Source organism: Legionella sp. W10-070 (assembly GCF_900640175.1).
Classification (GTDB): domain Bacteria; phylum Pseudomonadota; class Gammaproteobacteria; order Legionellales; family Legionellaceae; genus Tatlockia.
In genome coordinates this window covers 32,481-51,677 of sequence record NZ_CAAAJC010000016.1, presented here as the reverse complement: position 1 = coordinate 51,677, position 19,197 = coordinate 32,481, and the positions used below count along the sequence as shown (strand labels likewise).

Genomic DNA, 19,197 nt, shown 5'->3' with positions numbered 1-19,197 from the left:
ATACCCGGTCCTCTGTGTTGGCATTCAGAGAACCGGGTATCAGACAAATGCCTCTATTCTTCAGAAGCTTGCTGGTCCTGATCGGCTATTTCCGGCGCCAATTCAGCCCCTGCTTTTTCTTCTGCTGGCTCCTCAGGTACAGCTGCCTGTGGTTTGTCCTTCCATTCCAGCTTAACACGTCCTTGCTTATCTACACCGGCAACAAACACTTCAATTTCCTGCCCTTCACTTAAGACCTCTTCAACCTTTCCTGAGCGGCTACTGCATATCTGAGAAATGTGCAAAAGCCCGTCTTTACCAGGCAAGAGATTGATAAAGGCGCCGAAATCAACGATTTTGCTTACTTTTCCTTTATAAGTTTGCCCGACTTCAACTTCAGCAATTAACGCTTTTATTTGACGTTGCGCATCCTCCAGGGCAACAGCATCAGGAGAGAATAACTGCACAACCCCAGTGTCATCTATATCAATGGATACGCCAGTACTTTCAATAAGGCCTTTTATCGTGGCACCTCCTTTCCCAATAATGGTGCGAATTTTGTCTTCAGCAACCTTCATCGTCGTAATCCGTGGAGCATGTTGGGATAACTCTTCACGATGCTCGGATAATGCACTATTCATGACCCCAAGAATATGCATCCGTCCAGCCAGGGCTTGAGCCAATGCCTGTGACATGATTTCTTTGGTGATTCCCGTAATTTTAATATCCATCTGCAAAGCGGTAATCCCTTTCTCCGTTCCTGCAACTTTGAAGTCCATATCACCCAGATGATCCTCATCACCCAGAATATCTGTCAAAACGGCAAAACGTTCGCCTTCCTTGATAAGTCCCATCGCAACACCCGCCACAGGTGCCTTAAGCGGCACACCGGCGTCCATTAACGCCAGACTGGTACCACATACGGTAGCCATCGAGCTGGAACCATTTGACTCAGTAACTTCGGATACTATCCGCAAGACATAAGGAAATTCACTGGCTGAAGGTAATACTGCCATCATGGCGCGTTTTGCCAGGCGGCCATGGCCAATTTCACGGCGTTTAGGACTGCCCACCATGCCAGTCTCTCCTACAGAGTAAGGAGGGAAATTGTAGTGCAGCATAAATCGGTCTTTGCTTTCACCAGTCAACTGATCAAGTATTTGCGCATCTCGCTCATTACCCAACGTTGCTACAACAATCGCCTGGGTTTCCCCTCGGGTAAACAAAGCAGAGCCATGCGTTCTTTCCAGGAATTTGGTACGGACAGCAATCGGACGTACTGTTTTTTGATCGCGCCCGTCAATGCGTGGCTCGCCATCAAGTATACGATTACGGACGATACTTTTTTCCAATGCACTCAACATATCAGATACAGCATCAATATTAAGTTCTTCCTGTTCGCCGGACAATGTTTCAGTAATCTGTTGCCTGACTTCAGCCAAACGCTGGCGACGCTGAGGCTTATCCTTGATTAAATAAGCTTCCTGAATCTGCTCTGCTGCTAACGCCGCAATACGAGACTCCAAGGTTTCATCCACTGGAGAAGGCACCCAATCCCAGGCCGGTTTACCTGCTTCTTCTGCCATCTCAGCAATAGCTTTGATTACTCCTTTCATCATTTCATGGCCAAACAATACAGCACCAAGCATGATTTCTTCACTTAATTCACGTGCTTCGGACTCTACCATCAGGATGGCATCTGAAGTTCCTGCAACCACCAGGTCAAGCTCAGATTCAGCGATTGCCTTATAACCAGGATTAAGGAGGTAAATACCGTCTTTATAACCGACTCGCGCTGCTCCAATTGGACCCTGGAAAGGAATACCGGAAATTGTCAGCGCGGCAGAGGCAGCAATCATTGCTACGATGTCTGCAGGCACTTCCGGATTAAGTGACATAACAGTCGCAATAATTTGCACTTCATTGTAAAAACCCTCGGGGAACAACGGTCTTATCGGGCGGTCCATTAATCGGGAAACCAAGGTTTCATGTTCACTTGGACGTCCTTCCCGCTTGTTAAAGCCACCAGGAATTTTGCCTGCAGCAAAAGACTTTTCCTGATAGTTTACAGTTAAGGGGAAAAATCCCTTACTGCCACCTTCTTCTTTTTTGCCAACGACAGTCACCAATACCTGGGTTCCACCCATATTTGCAAAAACAGCACCATCTGCCTGCCTTGCTATTTCCCCTGTTTCCAATACCAGGTTATGCTCACCAAATCGTATTTCTTTTGTGATTTTAGCCACGTAAGTTACCCCCTAAATTGTAATAGTGAAAAAAAAGGCGCAGAAAACTGCGCCCTTTTTAGATTGACTATAATGTTGAGGAATTTAGCCTCATTGAAATAATTCCAACTATCAATATGAATCCCGCAGACCCAGCTTTTGGATTAGAGTCTGATAACGGGCTTGATCGTTTTCTTTCAAATATTTAAGCAATTTACGACGCTTATTAACCAACGCCTGTAAACCACGTCGGGAATGGAAGTCTTTTTTATGGGCTTTAAAATGCTCAGTCAGATACTTAATACGCCCGGTCATCAACGAAACCTGTACTTCAGGAGACCCGGTGTCTTGATCAGCTCTTTTAAATTCATTAACAATTTCTGCTTTTTGTGCGCTTGTTAGCGACATATTCACTCCTAGAGATAGCTAAGTGTTCTTTCAAAAGGATGCATTCTACCAAGTCACGATTACAGAAACAAGCATTAAAGTTAATAATTTGTGCATCCAATCGCGGTAAGCGTCCTTTATTAAGAGAGCACTGTTGATAGCGCTTCATTTTAGCAGCTTATAACATAATTCCGGCTGCTTGCTCTGTCAACAAACGCTTTACTACAAGTGTATTCAATGGTTGTAACTCTCCCAAACCGATAAATTGAGCCGCTTCATTATGAAGGCGTACACAACCGGCAACATTCGCAAACCGTTCATCCTTAACGCTTCTGCCCTGACGCAATGCCAATACCTGCGTGTCATCTAATGTGAGCACCGGTAAATGCTTTACTGCCGACTCTATCGGCAGAAGACAAGACAATAATTGTTGCGGCTCTGTATTCTCAAGCTCATCAAGAGTATACATTTTTTCATAATCAAAGCCGGCAGTATATGAGCGGTGGAGCCTGGTAACATGGGCGCCCACCCCCAGATAATCGCCAATATCCTCAACCAGATTGCGGATATAAGTCCCTTTACTGCATCGCACGTCAATAGTAAACGAATGACCATCAAAAGCAGTCAGCTCCAGTTGATGGATAATAATATCTCGGGCATTCCTTTCAATATTCACCCCCTCCCTTGCATACTTGTAAAGTGGGAGACCTTTATGTTTTAACGCTGAGAACATAGAAGGGATTTGTTTGATATTGCCTCTGAAAGACACCATGGCGGCACGCAATTGTGATTCGGAGACAACCACATTTTCCTGCTCTTCAATTATCTCGCCCAACGCATCGGCAGTACTGGTTTTAATGCCCAATAAACCTGTTGCCTGATAAGCCTTATCAGCATCTAAAAGATATTGACAAAATTTTGTCGCTTCACCAAAGCAAATTGGCAACATGCCTGTTGCCAGTGGATCAAGGCTACCTGTATGGCCAGCCTTCTTTGCCTGGTACAACCTTTTTGCGCGCTGCAAGACAGCATTGGAGGATACACCCTGAGACTTGTTAACCAGTAAGATACCATTTATAAACTGGTTACAATCAATTTTGCTCATTATCATCATCCGGCGGATTAACCTCATCAATCAACCGGCTCAACTTTCTACCATATTCTATCGATTCATCATAAACAAAATGAAGCTGAGGCACAGTACGCAGTTTCACCGAGCGCGCAAGTGCCGTACGCAAGAAACTGGCTGCCGCATTCAGAATCGCTGCAGCCAGCTTCTTGTCACCATTAAAAACAGTAAAATAGACTTTAGCATGCCCCAGATCAGCAGATACCTTCACTGAGGAAATCGTGACGAAAGCCGGCAATCGCGGATCTTTGACTTCCTGATGAATTAATTGCGACAACTTGCGCTGCATCATTTCAGCAACGCGGTCGGTTCGTTTAAACTCGTTACTCATAAATCCCGTTTTACTTCAATCGTTTCAAAAACTTCAATTAAATCACCTGATTTAACATCATTATAGTTTTTCACACCAATTCCGCATTCAAATCCTTGACGAACTTCAACAACATCTTCTTTGAATCGTCTTAATGACTCCAGTGTTCCCTCATAAATCACTACGTTGTTTCTGAGAACACGAATAGGATTATTACGTTTGACAGAGCCTTCGGTCACCATACAACCAGCAATTGCTCCCAGTTTTGGCGAACGGAAAACGTCCCTTACTTCTGCTATGCCAATAATTTCTTCTTTAAATTGAGGAGCAAGCATGCCTGTCAAGGCATTTTTTACCTGATCGACAATATCATAAATAACACTATAGTAATGCAGGGAGACTGCTTCCTGTTCAGCCAGACGCTTCGCACCACCGTCAGCCCGGACATTAAAACCAATTAGAATTGCATTCGAGGCAATCGCCAAATGAACATCCGATTCAGTGATACCGCCTACACCGCTGGCAATAATCTCAACTTTCACCTCATCAGTTGACAGCTTAACCAATGCATCGGCAATAGCTTCTACAGAACCTTGAACATCGGCTTTCAGAACCACATTCAGTATTTTGACTTCGGCAGAGGCCATATTTTCAAAAATGCCTTCCAAAGAAGATTTTTGCCGCCTTGCCAATTTTACATCGCGGAATTTTCCTTGACGGAACAGGGCGACTTCACGGGCTTTTTTCTCATCTGGAACAACAATCGCTTCATCGCCGGCATGTGGAATGGCCGATAAACCTAAAACCTCGACCGGTATTGAAGGACCGGCCTGATCAACCTGCGTGCCACTATCACTTACTAACGCACGAACACGTCCATACTGTAACCCAGCAAGCAAGATATCCCCCTTCCTCAGAGTGCCGCTTTGAACCAGAACTGTAGCCACTGGTCCACGTCCTTTATCAAGACGAGATTCAATAACAACACCCTTGGCAGCGCCATCAGTAGGAGCAGTTAACTCCAATACCTCAGCTTGCAGTAAAACAGCATCCAGTAATTCATCAATACCAAGCCCGGTTTTAGCTGAAATACTAACAAACATGGTATCACCGCCCCATGATTCAGGAATCACCTCATAAGAAGACAACTCATTCATGACGCGATCCGGATCGGCATCCGGTTTATCCATTTTATTGACAGCGACAATAACAGGTACGTTGGCGGCTTTAGCATGTTGCACCGCCTCAATCGTCTGAGGTTTAACACCATCATCAGCCGCTACAATCAGAATAACGATATCCGTTGCTTGTGCTCCCCTGGCACGCATTGCAGTAAACGCAGCATGGCCTGGGGTATCCAGAAAAGTAATCTCTCCCTTTTCTGTACTCACATGGTATGCACCAATGTGTTGTGTAATGCCGCCGGCCTCACCCGCAGCCACTTTGGTGCGTCTGATGTAGTCTAATAACGAGGTTTTACCATGGTCAACATGACCCATAATAGTTACTACCGGAGCACGGGATTCAGTATGGCTCCCCTTGCTAATGACCTCACCCAGCGTATCTTCAATCGCGTTTTCTTTCAGTAACTGTGGTTTATGTCCCATTTCCTCAACAACAATAACCGCCGTATCCTGATCGATAACCTGGTTAATTGTAGCCATGGCACCAAATCCCATCATGACCTTAATCACTTCAGCCGCTTTTACTGACATTCTTTTCGCAAGATCAGCCACGGTAATTGTTTCAGGGATTAACACTTCACGGATTACTGGTGCTGTTGGCATCGCAAAACCATGGGTCAGTGCCTCTTCCGCTTCTCTGTATTTTTCGGATTTCTCATTGCCTCTACGCTTCTTAGGCTTGCTTCGCTTGTGGCGAATCAACAGCTGCTCGTCATCTTCTTGCTCTGGAGCCTGGTACTTACCGCGTTTTTTATTCCGTTTAAAATCTGAATCTGCATCAGCAACTTTTTCCTGATGCTTTTTCTTACTCGCTTTCTCAGCCCGCTCTTCTACCTCTGAGACAGTAGGCTCATTAGGCATCTCAACCGCCACATCAGGTTTTGCTTCCGATTCAGTGGTTTGATTTGATACTTCTGTTGCTTCAGCAACTGTTTCCATAATTTGCTCTGGTTCTTCAGTCACCGGCGCGGCAATTTGTGCTTCTTCAGCAGGCGCTGCATTTTCGGGTAATGTTGTTTCCACTGTCTTCGTTTCTTCCACAGGTATCTCTGCTGCCAATACCTCGTCATTCTCAACTTCAATCTCAGGCGGGTTTTGCTGTTCAAGCAAACTACTCCGCTTTACATAAGTTCTTTTCTTACGTACTTCGATATTCACAGTTTTACCACTATGAACATCATGCCCTACCGTAACCTGTGTAAAACTTTTACGTTTAAGCGTTATCCGCTCAGGTGCTACGCGGCTCTCTCGATAATTCAACAAGATTCGTTTTTGCTCTTCATTAACCGTCTGACTGTCATCAGTGAAGGCTAATCCTGCTTCCTGTAACTGATCCAATAGGCGTTTAGCAGGGATACCAACGACTTGAGCCAATTGTTTAACCGTCACATCCGCCATAATTTACCCCCTTTCGGCAATCCTAAAGCAAACTGCCTTCATTCTAATGCTGCTTAGCTTATAATAAGTGCTTAATCAAATTGCATTTTTGGTGCTTTTTGATATCCAATAATCAGCAGGTCTAAAACCTACTCTTACAACCAGCCAGTATAACTTTACCCGGAGAAACAAATTCACCAGGAACTGACAGAAATTATTTATTGCCAATGATCAATGAGAATTTTTATCTTACTTACTGGAACCATGGTTCACGAGCCCTCATAATAAGTTCAGCAGCTTTCTCTTCGGTCATACCTTCTATGTCAAGTAATTCATCGACCGACTGCTCTGCCAACTGCTCCATCGTACTAACCCCTTTCGCAGCCAAACGAGTTGCCATGGTGTCCGTCATACCTTCCATGTTCAACAATGATTCATCAGGGCTTGCTGGGGTCCCTTCTCCTGAAGCTAATGCTTGAGTTAAGAGGATATCATTAGCACGGTTTCTCAATTCATCAACAATTTCTTCATCAAACTCTTCGATGGCTAATAACTCTTCCTTTGGCACATAGGCAATTTCTTCCAACGAAGAAAAGCCGTTGGCTACCAGAAGATTGGCTATTTCCACATCAATTTCCAATGCCGAGATAAAGAGATTCGCTATCTTATTGGTTTCTTCTTCACTCTTGCTATTAAATTCCTCAACCGTCATGACATTTAATGTCCATCCAGTCAATTGGCTGGCCAGTCTGACGTTTTGACCATTACGTCCGATTGCCTGCGATAATTGTTCCTTCTGTACGGCCAGATCCATGGTATGGCTGTCTTCATCAACGACAATAGAAGTAATATCCGCCGGTGCCATAGCGTTGATTACCAGCTGTGCGGGATTATCGTCCCAGAGGATAATATCAACACGCTCACCGCCAAGCTCACTGGAAACAGCCTGAACCCTGGATCCCCGCATCCCTACACAGGCGCCAACTGGATCAATCCGCCCATCATTTGTTTTTACTGCAATTTTAGCACGGCTTCCTGGCTCACGTGCTGCAGCCTTAATTTCAATAATATTTTCACCAATCTCCGGCACTTCAATACGAAACAGTTCGGTAAGCATTTCATTATGGACTCTGCTAACAAACAATTGAGGCCCGCGTGCCTGGGAAACAATATCATAGAGGTATGCTCGAACCCTATCATTAGGCCTGAACATTTCATTAGGCAGCATCTCACTACGAGGCATAAAGGCTTCTGCTTTACCGCCCAGATCAATGATTACATTATCCCGTGTTACTTTCTTGACAACACCATAAATTAGTTGCCCCAGCTTGGCTTTAAACTGATCCACAATCTGTCGTCGCTCTGCTTCACGAACCTTCTGCACGATAACCTGACGGGCAGTCTGGGTAGCAATTCTACCGAACTCGATAGAAGCCATGGGTTCTTCAATACGATCGCCGATGGCTATTGAAGGAGAACGCTCCCTGGCCTGTTCCAATGTTATTTGGCTTTCTGGAAATTCCAAATCCTCTTCAGCCACAACATCCCAATATCGAAAAGTTTCATATTCACCAGTTCTGGGATCCAATTTAACCCTTACGCCGATATCCTTATTCGTAAGTTTACGAGTGGCAGATTCAAGTGCTGACTGAATGGCTTCCAATACCACTTCCTTACTTATACCTTTTTCATTAGATAATGCCTCAGCAACTAATAACAATTCTTTACTCATTGTTCGCCTCACTCGCTGTCAAGTTTGCCTTCACTATTTGGTTTAATTGTATGTCCAGTTGCTCATCGCCAACTTTCAATACCAAACTATCCTCATTAACAGACACAATAATACCAGATAATTTACGGCTGCCACTTATTGGTTTAAATAACTTAAGTTGAACACTATGCCCTGTATAACGCCGGTAATGCTCTTTACTGAAAAGAGGACGAGGAATACCCGGAGAGGAAATTTCCAGGCTGTAATTCCCTGTAATAGGATCTTCGACGTCTAAAAGTGCACTGACTTGCCTGCTTACCCGCTCACAATCTTCAAGCCCGATACCACCATCTTTATCAATGTAAAGACGAAGCAAGGAATGCTTCCCCTGTGCTAAATATTCACACCCCCAAAGCTCGTACCCTAAATCCTCAACCAGAGGTTTTAATAATTCTTCAATTTCACTTTTTATCATATGCTACCTAGGCCACCTGTTTAGAACAGGTATTTTGAAATGATGCCCTCATCTGACAAACCTGCAGCAGCTCTTATCCTCTCTCGTAAAGAACACGCATTCCTGATAAGAGGAACGGCTGTCAGGTCTTATTGAACACTTGCAGCATCTACGGCCTGACAAGTATCAATTAACTTTAAGAGAAAATAGTGATCTCATTTGGGTAATATTACCCTGCTGATGGCAATCGCAATTATCTTTTTAAACATAATAAAAAACCCCAAAAATGGGGTTTAGAATAGTGGTAGCGGGGGCAGGATTTGAACCTACGACCTTCGGGTTATGAGCCCGACGAGCTACCAGGCTGCTCCACCCCGCATCAACTGAAGGCAATTATACTTAGCCTTCTTTTATTAATCAAGTTTTTTATCATTTTTTTATTCAATTGCCTGTAAATGCTTACTAAATCACAATTTAAATACAGCAGCGGGTTAAACTGGTGGAATCCTGCAGTTAAGTCTGCAGGAGACAATAGCTCACTTCTAATATCTTAATCCTCCATTTGCGCAGAGTATTTAAACTCTATCCGCTAAATGCATTCATACAGGCAGTAATCAATGCCGAAGGGAATATTCCCAGATAAAGCAAGGAAAGGCAATTAACAGAAAAAATCATGTTCATCGGTATTGAAAACCGCACTGGCATATCGTCCTTTGCTTCATCAAAATACATCACCTTAACAATGCGGACATAATAGTAAGCACCCACCACAGCAAAAATCAAACCAAGCACAGCAAGCCAGGTTAAATGAACATCGACCAGTGCTTTCAATACCAGCAGTTTTGTAAAGAATCCAACGGTAGGAGGCACACCCGCCATTGAGAACATAACTATCAGCATCATAAAGGCAATCCAGGGATTTCTTTTGTTTAGTCCCTTCAGATCATCTATAAGCTCTACCTCAACCCCTTTATGCGATAAAAGAACAAGAAGGCCGAATGCTGCGACCGTCATCAGTGAGTAAACTAAGATATAATAGAGCGAAGCGGCATAACCAGCTGAGTTGCCCGCCACTATGCCAAACAAAGCATAACCTATATGCGAAATGGCAGAATAAGCCAGCAGTCGCTTTATATTAGACTGGGCAATAGCAAGTAAATTACCAACAGCGGTTGACAGCAAAGCCATAACAATTAAAATTTGTTGCCACTGTAACCAAACATCCGCTAACCCGAGGGTTAATAAACGCAAAGCCATACCAAGCGCTGCAATTTTAGGTGCAGAACTGATTAATAAGGTAACGGAGGTAGGGGCACCTTGATAGACATCCGGCGCCCACATATGAAATGGAAATGCTGCCAGCTTAAAGCCAACTCCTGCCAGGATAAATACTAATGAAAACAGTAATAATGTATTTTCCTGCTGCCAGTTAGCCGCAATGGCATTTGCTATATCGAGTAGATCCAGTTTTCCTGTCGCCCCATACAGTAAAGATAAGCCATAAAGCAGCATTCCAGAGGCAATCGCCCCCATTATAAAATATTTCATTGCCGCCTCAGTTGCGTTGCTATTGCTACGTTGAATTGCTGTCATGGCATAAAGCGGTAAGGAAAGCAGTTCCAATCCAAGGTAAATAGTCAGCAACGAATGCGCCGAAACAAGAACCATCATTCCCAGCGTTGAAAACAAGCCAAGGATATAATAATCCCCTGAGGGTATTTGCCGCTCTTCAATATAATTTCTAGAGTAGATGAAACAAAGAAACACACTCAGGCAGATGAATAATTTCATCAGCTGGGCAATATCATCACTGATAAACAATCCACCCAGAATTGTGATCTTGAAATTGCCAAGAAGAAGGAAACTAACCAGGCCAGCCAGCACTAAACCAATGGCTGAACAAGTGAATGCGATGGAAGAACAGCGCTGACGTAGAAAAAGATCGGCCAGCAAGGCAACACAAGCCGTAATCAGCACAATTATTTCGGGTAAAGCAATGTGTAGATTCTCAAGTAATCCTGTCATGTTTGTTTAACCTTGCTAGTTATAATTTTGATTTATCAGCCTGAGCCAAAGTATGACTTACGGAATGATGTACATACTCCAGCACTGGTTTTGGATAAACACCCATCCCTACCACCATAAAAGCCAGGAGGGCATAGGCGCTTATTTCAAAACCGGAAAGATCACGCAAAGCGGCTACTTTTTCATTAGCTACCGGACCAAAAATAACACGCTTATACATCCATAAGGTATAAGCAGCACCAATGATAAGGGTGCTTGCTGCCCAGAATGCTATCCAGAAGCCTGCCTTTATACTGCCTAAAATCACCATAAATTCACCTACAAAACCGGATGTCCCAGGCAAGCCCGCATTTGCCATAGCAAATAACATAAAAAAGGAGGCGAATATGGGCATCGTATGGACAATACCGCCAAAATCCCTTATCTGCCGGGTATGCATTCGATCGTAGATATAGCCTACCCCTGCAAACATTGCACTGGAAACAAAAGCATGCGAAATCATCACAATGATTGCCCCCTCTAGAACCAAGCCTGCATTATGCAGTCCGGATTGGCGGGCAATGGCAAAAATCGCAAAACACCCCAGTGTCACAAATCCCATATGAGAAATAGAGGAATAAGCGATAAGGCGTTTCATATCCTGCTGGATAATTGCCACTAATCCCACATACACCACCGCTATTAAGGACAACGCGATCATAACCATCGCATACTTGCTGCATGCATCGGGGACAATCGGCAGAGCAAAACGGATAAAGCCGTAAGCGCCAAGCTTCAACAAGATGGCAGCCAGGACTATTGAACCACCCGCTGGCGCTTCGGTATGTGCATCCGGCAACCAGGTATGGACCGGAAACATAGGAATTTTGATAGCGAAACCAAGAAAAAATGCGATAAAAATTAAGGTTTGCGCGGTCATTCCCAGTTTTACAGCATAAAGGGCTTCAATCTTGAATGAGCCTACAATGTAGCCCATATAAAGGAACGAAGCCAACATGAGTACTGAACCTAAAAAGGTATACAGGAAAAATTTGATCGCGGCGTAAACCCGATTGTCTGATCCCCAGATACCAATGATTAAGTACATTGGAATTAGCGTTGCCTCCCAGAAAATGTAAAAGACTATCGCATCCAGGGCGGAGAAAACACCGACAAGCAGGCCTTGCATGATTAGAAAAGCAGCCATGTACTGGGCCACACGCTTATGAATGCTGTTCCAGGTAGCCAGTATTACAATCAGATTGGTAAATACACTCAACACAATAAGTAACAGTGATAAACCATCAATTCCAAGACTGTAATTTATCCCCAATGCCGGCATCCAGGGAAATTCCTCGATGTATTGCATGCTATAGGTGTTGAGGTCAAATCCGGCAATTAAAGGAATGCACATGATTAACGTTAATAACACTGTAAATAGCGATAAATAGCGCGATACATTAGGGTTGTTATCATCGCCAGTGAGGAACACAAAAACACCGCCGATGATGGGCAACCAAATCAATAAATTCAGCAAATGATGCATACCTTCACCTTATAATCAGCCTAGTAACAACCAGCATAAGAAAACAAAAAGACCAAGAATCATAACCGTTGCGTAATGGTATAAATAGCCACTTTGAATATTACGACCTCTCTGCGCAAACCATTTAACCGTACGACCAGTCCCATTAACAATCATTCCATCAATAAGCCTTTGATCTCCTGTTTGATAAAAAAGGCGTCCCATTGCTTTTGAACCACGAACAATGACATGGTCATTAAACGTATCAAACCCATATTTATTTAAAAGGATGCGATAAACCCAGGAAAAGTTCCGGGCAAAGAAAGCAGGTATCGTAGGCAGGGCAATATAGCAGATCCAGGCAATCAGCACACCCGCTATAGCAAGCCAGAAAGTCACTGAATTGACTGCATGCAAAGCTGACTGTAATGGAGATGTAATTTCTTTCCCTAACTCGGCTAAAACATTATGTTCAGGAAGGACAAACAATGACTTACCCAGCAATGAGGGTACATCAAACAATATTGGCATATATAAAATATAACCAATAACAACCGATGGGATTGCCAACAAAACTAGAGGCAACCACACAACCCAAGGTGATTCCTGGACATGTGAAAGCGTATGCTCATCCATTCTTGGCTTACCATGAAAGGTCATAAACAATGCCCTGAATGTATACAGGGCAGTTACCATTGCACCAGCAGCAACACAAAAATAGGCATAGGCACTACCTGGAATTTCCGATAGTTTTGCCGCTTCGATAATGGTATCTTTTGAATAGAATCCTGCAAAAGGGGGAATTGCACACAGCGCCAAGCTACCAATAACAAAGGTTAGGTAGGTAATCGGCATTTTATTCCATAATCCACCCATTTTACGCATATCCTGCTCATGGTGCATCCCAATGATAACCGAACCGGCTGCAAGGAATAACAAGGCTTTGAAGCAGGCATGTGTCAGTAAATGGAATATCCCCGCACTGTAAGCCGAAGCACCCATGGCAACCATCATATAACCAAGCTGAGACAAGGTTGAATAGGCCACCACTCGTTTAATATCATTCATTACTATGGCAAGAATCCCGGTAAATAACGCTCCAGTACCGCCAATAACCAAGATAACGCTAAGGGTAGTGGTTGACAGTTCAACCAGTGGCGAAATCCGGGCAATCATAAATACTCCTGCCGTTACCATTGTGGCAGCATGGATCAGCGCCGAAATAGGCGTCGGACCTTCCATTGATTCAGGCAGCCAGACATGCAAGGGCACCTGGGCAGACTTACCCATTGCGCCGACAAAGAGCAACAGGCAGATTATGGTAATTAATGACCAGTGATGACCTGCAAAAAGCTCAACCGATTGAGAGGCTAATGAACTGGCACCCTGGAATACTGTCTCGTAATCAAGGCTTCCGCTATAAGCCAAAACCATCCCAATGCCTAAAACAAAGCCAAAATCACCGACACGGTTAACGATAAAAGCCTTTAGGCCGCCCTGGAGGGCTGACTCTTTTTGATACCAAAAACTGATTAGTAAATAAGAAACCAAGCCAACGCCTTCCCAACCGAAAAACAACTGCAGGAAATTATTGGCAGTCACCAGCATCAGCATCATAAAGGTAAACAGGGAAATATAGCTAAAAAACCGTTGGTAGCCATCGTCATCTTCCATGTAGCCAATGCTGTAAATATGAACAAGAAAAGAGACGAACGTTACAACAACCAACATGACTACTGTCAGTGGGTCGATTAAAAAGCCAATGTGAAAAACATAAGGGAATAACTCACCACCGCTTGCCCATGTGTAAAGGTTGCTATTAACCGGCTCGACAGAACCACTAAGAATAACAGTGGCGACATAAAGCGATAATATCAGCGACAGGCCCACACCAGCGATAGTTACAGAATGAGCTCCTGAGCGCCCTACCTGATTACGAAAAAAGCCTGCAACTACTGACCCTGCCAGAGGTGCAAGAACAATTACAAGACACAGTTGTTGTATACTCACTTTATTAACCTTTTAAATGATTCATCTTGTCAACATCGATATTGCCTCGATTACGGAAAAGCAACATAACAATAGCTAAGCCTATTGCTGCCTCTGCTGCAGCAACGGTTAATATAAAAAACACAAAAACCTCGCCTGCCACCCCACCATAAAAATGAGAAAAAGCAATAAAGTTGGTATTTACAGCCAAGAGCATTAATTCAATACAAACCAACAACAGGATAATATTTTTGCGATTAAGCATAATGCCTACAAGGCTTAAACCAAATAAAATCGCAGCCAATATCAGATAATTATTTACTGGTATCATTCGTTTTCCCTAGTGTTTATTTCTCTGATTTCATGTTAATGAGTTTTACTCTGTCTTCCCCACGCGTCATAATCTGCTTGACAATATCCTGACGCTTAGAGCGAATCACTCCACGATGAGCCAAGGTAATCGCCGCAATAATTGCCACTAAAAGCAAGACTGCAGCAATCTCAAAAGCAAAAACATAATCTGTATACAGCACCATGCCAATCTCTTCGGTATTGGAGAGTGGCTTTAAGGGCTCGACGTAATTTTCATCATCGATGACCTGAGCTTGTCGAGCGCTAACTGATTGCTCCACGGCGGTATTGAACATATTATCTGGAATCGCAACCAATAATAATCCAACCAATAATGCAACCAGGATTAAGCCAAACGGTAAATAGCGGACAAAATGAGCCTTCATCGATTCAACATCAATGTTAAGCATCATGACCACAAATAAAAACAGGGTCATTACAGCGCCCACATACACTAAAATTAAAATAAGCGCCAGAAACTCTGCTTCCGCAATAATCCACAGGCCTGCGGCAGCAAAGAAAGTCAATACAAGAAAGAGCACACAGCGCACTGGGTTATTTTGGGTAATAACCATCAAGGCTGATATCAGCGCCAATCCAGCGAACATATAGAAAACCACCTGTAAAAATATTTCGTGCATCTTTCACCTCGTTAGCGCCATTTTTTATCGGCTTCTCTGTCTGCGGCTAATTTTTTCTCCATCAAATCCCCTACCGCAAGCAGTTTTTCTTTGGTCATGATATTTTGCCCCCGCTCACTGACATGATAATGATGGATGGGCGTCACAACGATTGAATCAACAGGGCAAGACTCTTCGCACAACCCGCAATTGATACATTTAAACATGTCAATATCATAGCGGGTTGTCCGTCGAGAACCATCTTCCCTGGGTTCAGATTCAATCGTAATTGCAAGTGCGGGACAGACAGCTTCACATAACTTACATGCGATACACCGCTCCTCCCCGTTAGGATAACGCCTTAAGGCCAACATCCCACGAAATCGCGGTGACAACGGAGTCGCTTCTTCCGGAAACTGTACGGTAACCTTTTTTTTGAAAAAATATTTACCAGTTAGCCTCAAGCCGGATAACAATTCCAGAAGCAGAAAACTACGAAAATAATGTTTAATGTATCGATATGCTTGTTTCATTAATCTGCTCAATTGACTGAATTAAAACCAAGGTTTCAGGTGTGCTACAACCATTAAGGCTGTGACAATGACCCATACAATGGTTACCGGAATTAATACCTTCCATCCTAAACGCATTAACTGATCATAACGATAACGAGGGAAGGTTGCGCGAACCCACAAATAGACGAAAAGGAAAAAGGAAATCTTGGCAAACAGCCAGATTATTCCCGGAACAACGAAGAAAATATCTTCCAGCACAGGAATACCTTCAAAAGGCGATAACCATCCCCCCATGAACAACAAGGCCATGACAGTTGAGATTAATATCATGCTGGCATATTCAGAAAGGAAAAACAGTGCAAAACCTATCCCTGAATACTCGACGTGAAAACCAGCTACAATTTCCGACTCACCTTCGGCCAAGTCAAATGGCGCACGATTGGTTTCAGCAATTCCTGAAATCCAGAAAACGATAAAAAGAGGCAGCAGAGGCAAGAACCACCAATGCCAAATTCCCCCTTGCTGGGAGATGACAATCTCGGTGAGATTCATGCTGCCAGCCGCCAGCAAAACACCGACAAAGGCAAAACCCATGGAAATTTCATAGGAAACGGTTTGGGCGGCACTTCGCAGAGCACCAAACATGGCGTACTTTGAATTAGAAGCCCAGCCTGCAATAAGCACCCCGTAAACGCCCAAAGAGCTCATGGCAAAAAGGTATAAAACCCCGGCATTGATATTGGCAAGAACAACACCTTCTGCGAAGGGAATAACAGCCCAACCAACGAGCGCCGGGACAAGCGCAAATAAAGGCGCAATTACAAACAGATATTTATTCGATTTTGTTGGAACAATTATCTCTTTGGTTATCAACTTGAAAAGATCAGCAAAAGGCTGAGTCAATCCACGCCAACCCACACGATTGGGGCCAATTCTGGCTTGAATATAACCGATTACTTTCCGTTCTGCATAAGTCAGATACGCCACCCCTATCAGAAGGGGTATCACCAGAACCAGAATCTTAATAATGATCCACAGCAAAATGCCAATGTCTTGTAGCATGTGTTTACCTGTTTAGCGCTTAATAGTTATTGCAGCAAAAGAGTGCCCCAGGTCAATTGTCTCTGGCATTGCATTTGCTACCCACACCACATCGGGTGCTATTCGTTCATCGCGTTTAAGCGGCAATGTTATCTCAATATCACCTTGAGATACAGTAGCAGCTTCACCTAATTTCAGTCTATCTGCTGTTGAAGGATGAATCCTGATGCATGCTGCTTCTGCTGCAGCACAAACCTGTAGGGCCTGGGCATGACGAACAATCATATCTGAACGATATAAGGGCCATTCACCGAGGCGAATCAATTGTTGATTACTTAATGGCAATGATTCAGGGTAGTAAGGTTGATATTTAATTTCCGCGGCCAGATTCGCCTGGGATTTGACTTCATTAAGGACATCCTCGGAAGAGGTGTACTCAAAACCCTTGCAGTGCAGCAAATTTCCTAACACCCTGATTACTTTCCAGGCTGGCCTGGCTTCTGCGTGAGGTGACAAGGCACCTTTAACTGTTTGCCATACCCTATCAACATTAATATAAGTGCCGGAGGTTTCAGTATAGGGCGCTATAGGCAGGATGACATCAGCATAATCCTGCATCGACTCATGTTGAAATGCGGATAGCATTACCACGAATTCAGCGCCAAGCATGGCTTGTCTGGCACGGTAAGGGTTGGCAAAATCATAACCTGGCTCTACGGCACAAAGCAGATAGCCTTTTAGTTTGGCACTTAAAGCAGCCTGGATATCCAATCCTGGATTTTCGATGGTTTTACCGCCAAGCGTACGATGAGGCAACATCCCCGCCAGGCAGGCACCAGCACTATTTGCGCCTGTCGTTAACCTTAGTATACGCACGCCAGATTGCTCCATCAAATATGCAAAGGTGCGTAATAAAGCAGCATCAGGGTGATTTTCACAAAGGGCACCCATAATAACGGCAGCATTGGGCTGGGTTAGTGCCTCGGCTATTGCCTGAGTCGTTTCATCAGGTTGCAGGCCGATCAGTAATTTTTGCACTTCAGGCGGCAGCTTTGTCACCTCTTTAGTCATTGCCAGGATAAGCTTTGCAACCTGCATAGGCAATTCTTGTGGGGATGCAATTACCTTTTCAGCCACATCAAAATGATATTCATAGTCTACGGAATTAATTGCAAAAATTTTAGCGCCATTCCTGAAAGCCTTGCGAACCCGCACGCCAGCAAGCGGTACTTCCCGATGAATGTTACAGCCCAGGATGAGGATATTGTGCTGATTTTCCAGCTCAGCATAGCTTAAAGAGCTGGCTGGCAAGATTTCCTGGTTATCCTGATCACGGAAATCGGTATGGTGAATGCGGTGATCAAGGTTATTAACACCAAGCTCCCGCATTAATTTTTGCAACAGGTAAAACTCTTCCACGGTAGAGGAAGGAGAAGCAAATGCTGCAAATTGCTCAGGACCGTGTTGTTTGATAACACGGCTGATGCCTTCCGCGGTAAATTTTAGTGCCGTTGGCCAATCCACCGTTTCCCATTGGCCATCACGTTTAATCATCGGCTGGGAAGCCCGAGCCTCGTGATTTAAGCCAAGATAACTGAACCGATCCCTGTCAGACAACCAGGTTTCATTGATTGATTCATTTTCCCTTGGGACAGCCCGCATTAATGTATTGCGGCGGACATGCAAATAAACATTAGAGCCCAAACAGTCATGAGGCGCTATACTGTCATGCTGGGTCAGTTCCCAAGCCCTGGCAGTAAAGCGAAAAGGCTTGGAGGTTAAAGCCCCTACCGGACACAGATCGATCACATTGCCAGAAACCTCTGAAACAATACTGTGTTTCACATAGGTCCCAATCTGCATTGCTTCACCACGGCCTGTTGCACCCAGTTCCCGCAGTCCTGCCACCTCCTCGCCAAAACGGACGCATCTTGTGCAGTGAATACAACGGGTCATTTCTGTGGCAATCAATGAGCCGAGATCATCATCCGCTACTGAACGCTTGCTTTCCTCATACTCTGAAGAATCATAGCCAAACCCCATTGAAATATCTTGCAGTTCGCACTCTCCACCCTGATCACAAATAGGACAGTCAAGTGGATGGTTAATCAGCAGAAACTCCATTACCGCCTGCTGCGAACGAAGCGTTTCTTCTGATTTTGTAAATACTTTCATGCCATTGGTAATTGGCGTGGCACAAGCAGGTACCGGCTTGCGTCCATTCTCAACTTCAACAAGACACATGCGGCAATTAGCAGCGACTGACAATTTTTTATGGTAGCAAAAGCGAGGGATATAGATTCCTGCTTCATCAGCTACTTCTATAATCATCTTACCGTTTTCAACTTCAAATGTTTTACCGTCGATCTCAATGGTGGCCATTGTTCAAACCTTCT

Annotated in this window: 15 protein-coding genes and 1 tRNA gene; all 16 read right to left on the bottom strand. The window is 44.1% G+C overall.

What is annotated here, in order from left to right:
• Positions 1-53: 53 nt before the first annotated feature.
• Positions 54-2,225 carry a polyribonucleotide nucleotidyltransferase gene (pnp, locus tag E1O65_RS08390; RefSeq protein ID WP_133133154.1) on the bottom strand — a complete coding sequence of 724 codons (2,172 nt, stop codon included), beginning with the start codon at positions 2,223-2,225 and terminating at the stop codon, positions 54-56.
• A 111-nt stretch (positions 2,226-2,336) separates the two neighbouring features.
• Positions 2,337-2,612 (bottom strand): 30S ribosomal protein S15, encoded by a 276-nt coding sequence (rpsO, locus tag E1O65_RS08385; protein ID WP_133133153.1) that lies wholly within the window; start codon positions 2,610-2,612, stop codon positions 2,337-2,339.
• Between the two features lie 157 nt (positions 2,613-2,769).
• Positions 2,770-3,696, bottom strand: a complete 927-nt coding sequence (gene truB, locus E1O65_RS08380; RefSeq protein ID WP_133133152.1) for a tRNA pseudouridine(55) synthase TruB — start codon at positions 3,694-3,696, stop codon at positions 2,770-2,772.
• Positions 3,683-4,051 carry a 30S ribosome-binding factor RbfA gene (gene rbfA, locus E1O65_RS08375; RefSeq protein ID WP_133133151.1) on the bottom strand — a complete coding sequence of 123 codons (369 nt, stop codon included), beginning with the start codon at positions 4,049-4,051 and terminating at the stop codon, positions 3,683-3,685. Before rbfA ends, truB begins: the two co-directional genes overlap by 14 nt.
• Positions 4,048-6,612 (bottom strand): translation initiation factor IF-2, encoded by a 2,565-nt coding sequence (gene infB, locus E1O65_RS08370; RefSeq protein WP_133133150.1) that lies wholly within the window; start codon positions 6,610-6,612, stop codon positions 4,048-4,050. The genes rbfA and infB overlap by 4 nt, the downstream gene beginning before the upstream one ends.
• A gap of 232 nt (positions 6,613-6,844) precedes the next feature.
• Complete coding sequence (nusA, locus tag E1O65_RS08365) at positions 6,845-8,323, bottom strand: transcription termination factor NusA (RefSeq protein ID WP_133133149.1); 1,479 nt, start codon at positions 8,321-8,323, stop codon at positions 6,845-6,847.
• Positions 8,316-8,777 (bottom strand): ribosome maturation factor RimP, encoded by a 462-nt coding sequence (gene rimP / locus E1O65_RS08360; protein WP_133133148.1) that lies wholly within the window; start codon positions 8,775-8,777, stop codon positions 8,316-8,318. The genes nusA and rimP overlap by 8 nt, the downstream gene beginning before the upstream one ends.
• Positions 8,778-9,058: 281 nt before the next feature.
• Positions 9,059-9,135, bottom strand: a tRNA-Met gene (locus tag E1O65_RS08355).
• Between the two features lie 203 nt (positions 9,136-9,338).
• Positions 9,339-10,781 carry an NADH-quinone oxidoreductase subunit NuoN gene (gene nuoN / locus E1O65_RS08350; RefSeq protein ID WP_133133147.1) on the bottom strand — a complete coding sequence of 481 codons (1,443 nt, stop codon included), beginning with the start codon at positions 10,779-10,781 and terminating at the stop codon, positions 9,339-9,341.
• Positions 10,782-10,800: 19 nt separating this feature from the next.
• Positions 10,801-12,306 carry an NADH-quinone oxidoreductase subunit M gene (locus E1O65_RS08345; protein ID WP_133133146.1) on the bottom strand — a complete coding sequence of 502 codons (1,506 nt, stop codon included), beginning with the start codon at positions 12,304-12,306 and terminating at the stop codon, positions 10,801-10,803.
• Between the two features lie 15 nt (positions 12,307-12,321).
• A complete protein-coding gene (nuoL, locus tag E1O65_RS08340) occupies positions 12,322-14,295 on the bottom strand; it encodes an NADH-quinone oxidoreductase subunit L (protein WP_133133145.1) in 1,974 nt (657 codons plus the stop codon).
• A 4-nt stretch (positions 14,296-14,299) separates the two neighbouring features.
• Positions 14,300-14,605, bottom strand: coding sequence for an NADH-quinone oxidoreductase subunit NuoK (gene nuoK, locus E1O65_RS08335; RefSeq protein WP_133133144.1), 306 nt, complete (start codon positions 14,603-14,605; stop codon positions 14,300-14,302).
• Positions 14,606-14,621: 16 nt separating this feature from the next.
• Positions 14,622-15,266 (bottom strand): NADH-quinone oxidoreductase subunit J, encoded by a 645-nt coding sequence (locus E1O65_RS08330; RefSeq protein WP_133133143.1) that lies wholly within the window; start codon positions 15,264-15,266, stop codon positions 14,622-14,624.
• A gap of 11 nt (positions 15,267-15,277) precedes the next feature.
• Entirely contained in the window at positions 15,278-15,778 is a 501-nt protein-coding gene (gene nuoI, locus E1O65_RS08325) for an NADH-quinone oxidoreductase subunit NuoI (RefSeq protein WP_133133142.1), read from the bottom strand.
• Positions 15,779-15,799: 21 nt separating this feature from the next.
• Positions 15,800-16,822, bottom strand: a complete 1,023-nt coding sequence (gene nuoH, locus E1O65_RS08320) for an NADH-quinone oxidoreductase subunit NuoH (RefSeq protein WP_133133141.1) — start codon at positions 16,820-16,822, stop codon at positions 15,800-15,802.
• A 12-nt stretch (positions 16,823-16,834) separates the two neighbouring features.
• Positions 16,835-19,183: an NADH-quinone oxidoreductase subunit NuoG gene (gene nuoG / locus E1O65_RS08315; RefSeq protein WP_133133140.1), complete on the bottom strand. Its 2,349-nt coding sequence runs from the start codon at positions 19,181-19,183 to the stop codon at positions 16,835-16,837.
• Between the last annotated feature and the right edge of the window lie 14 nt (positions 19,184-19,197).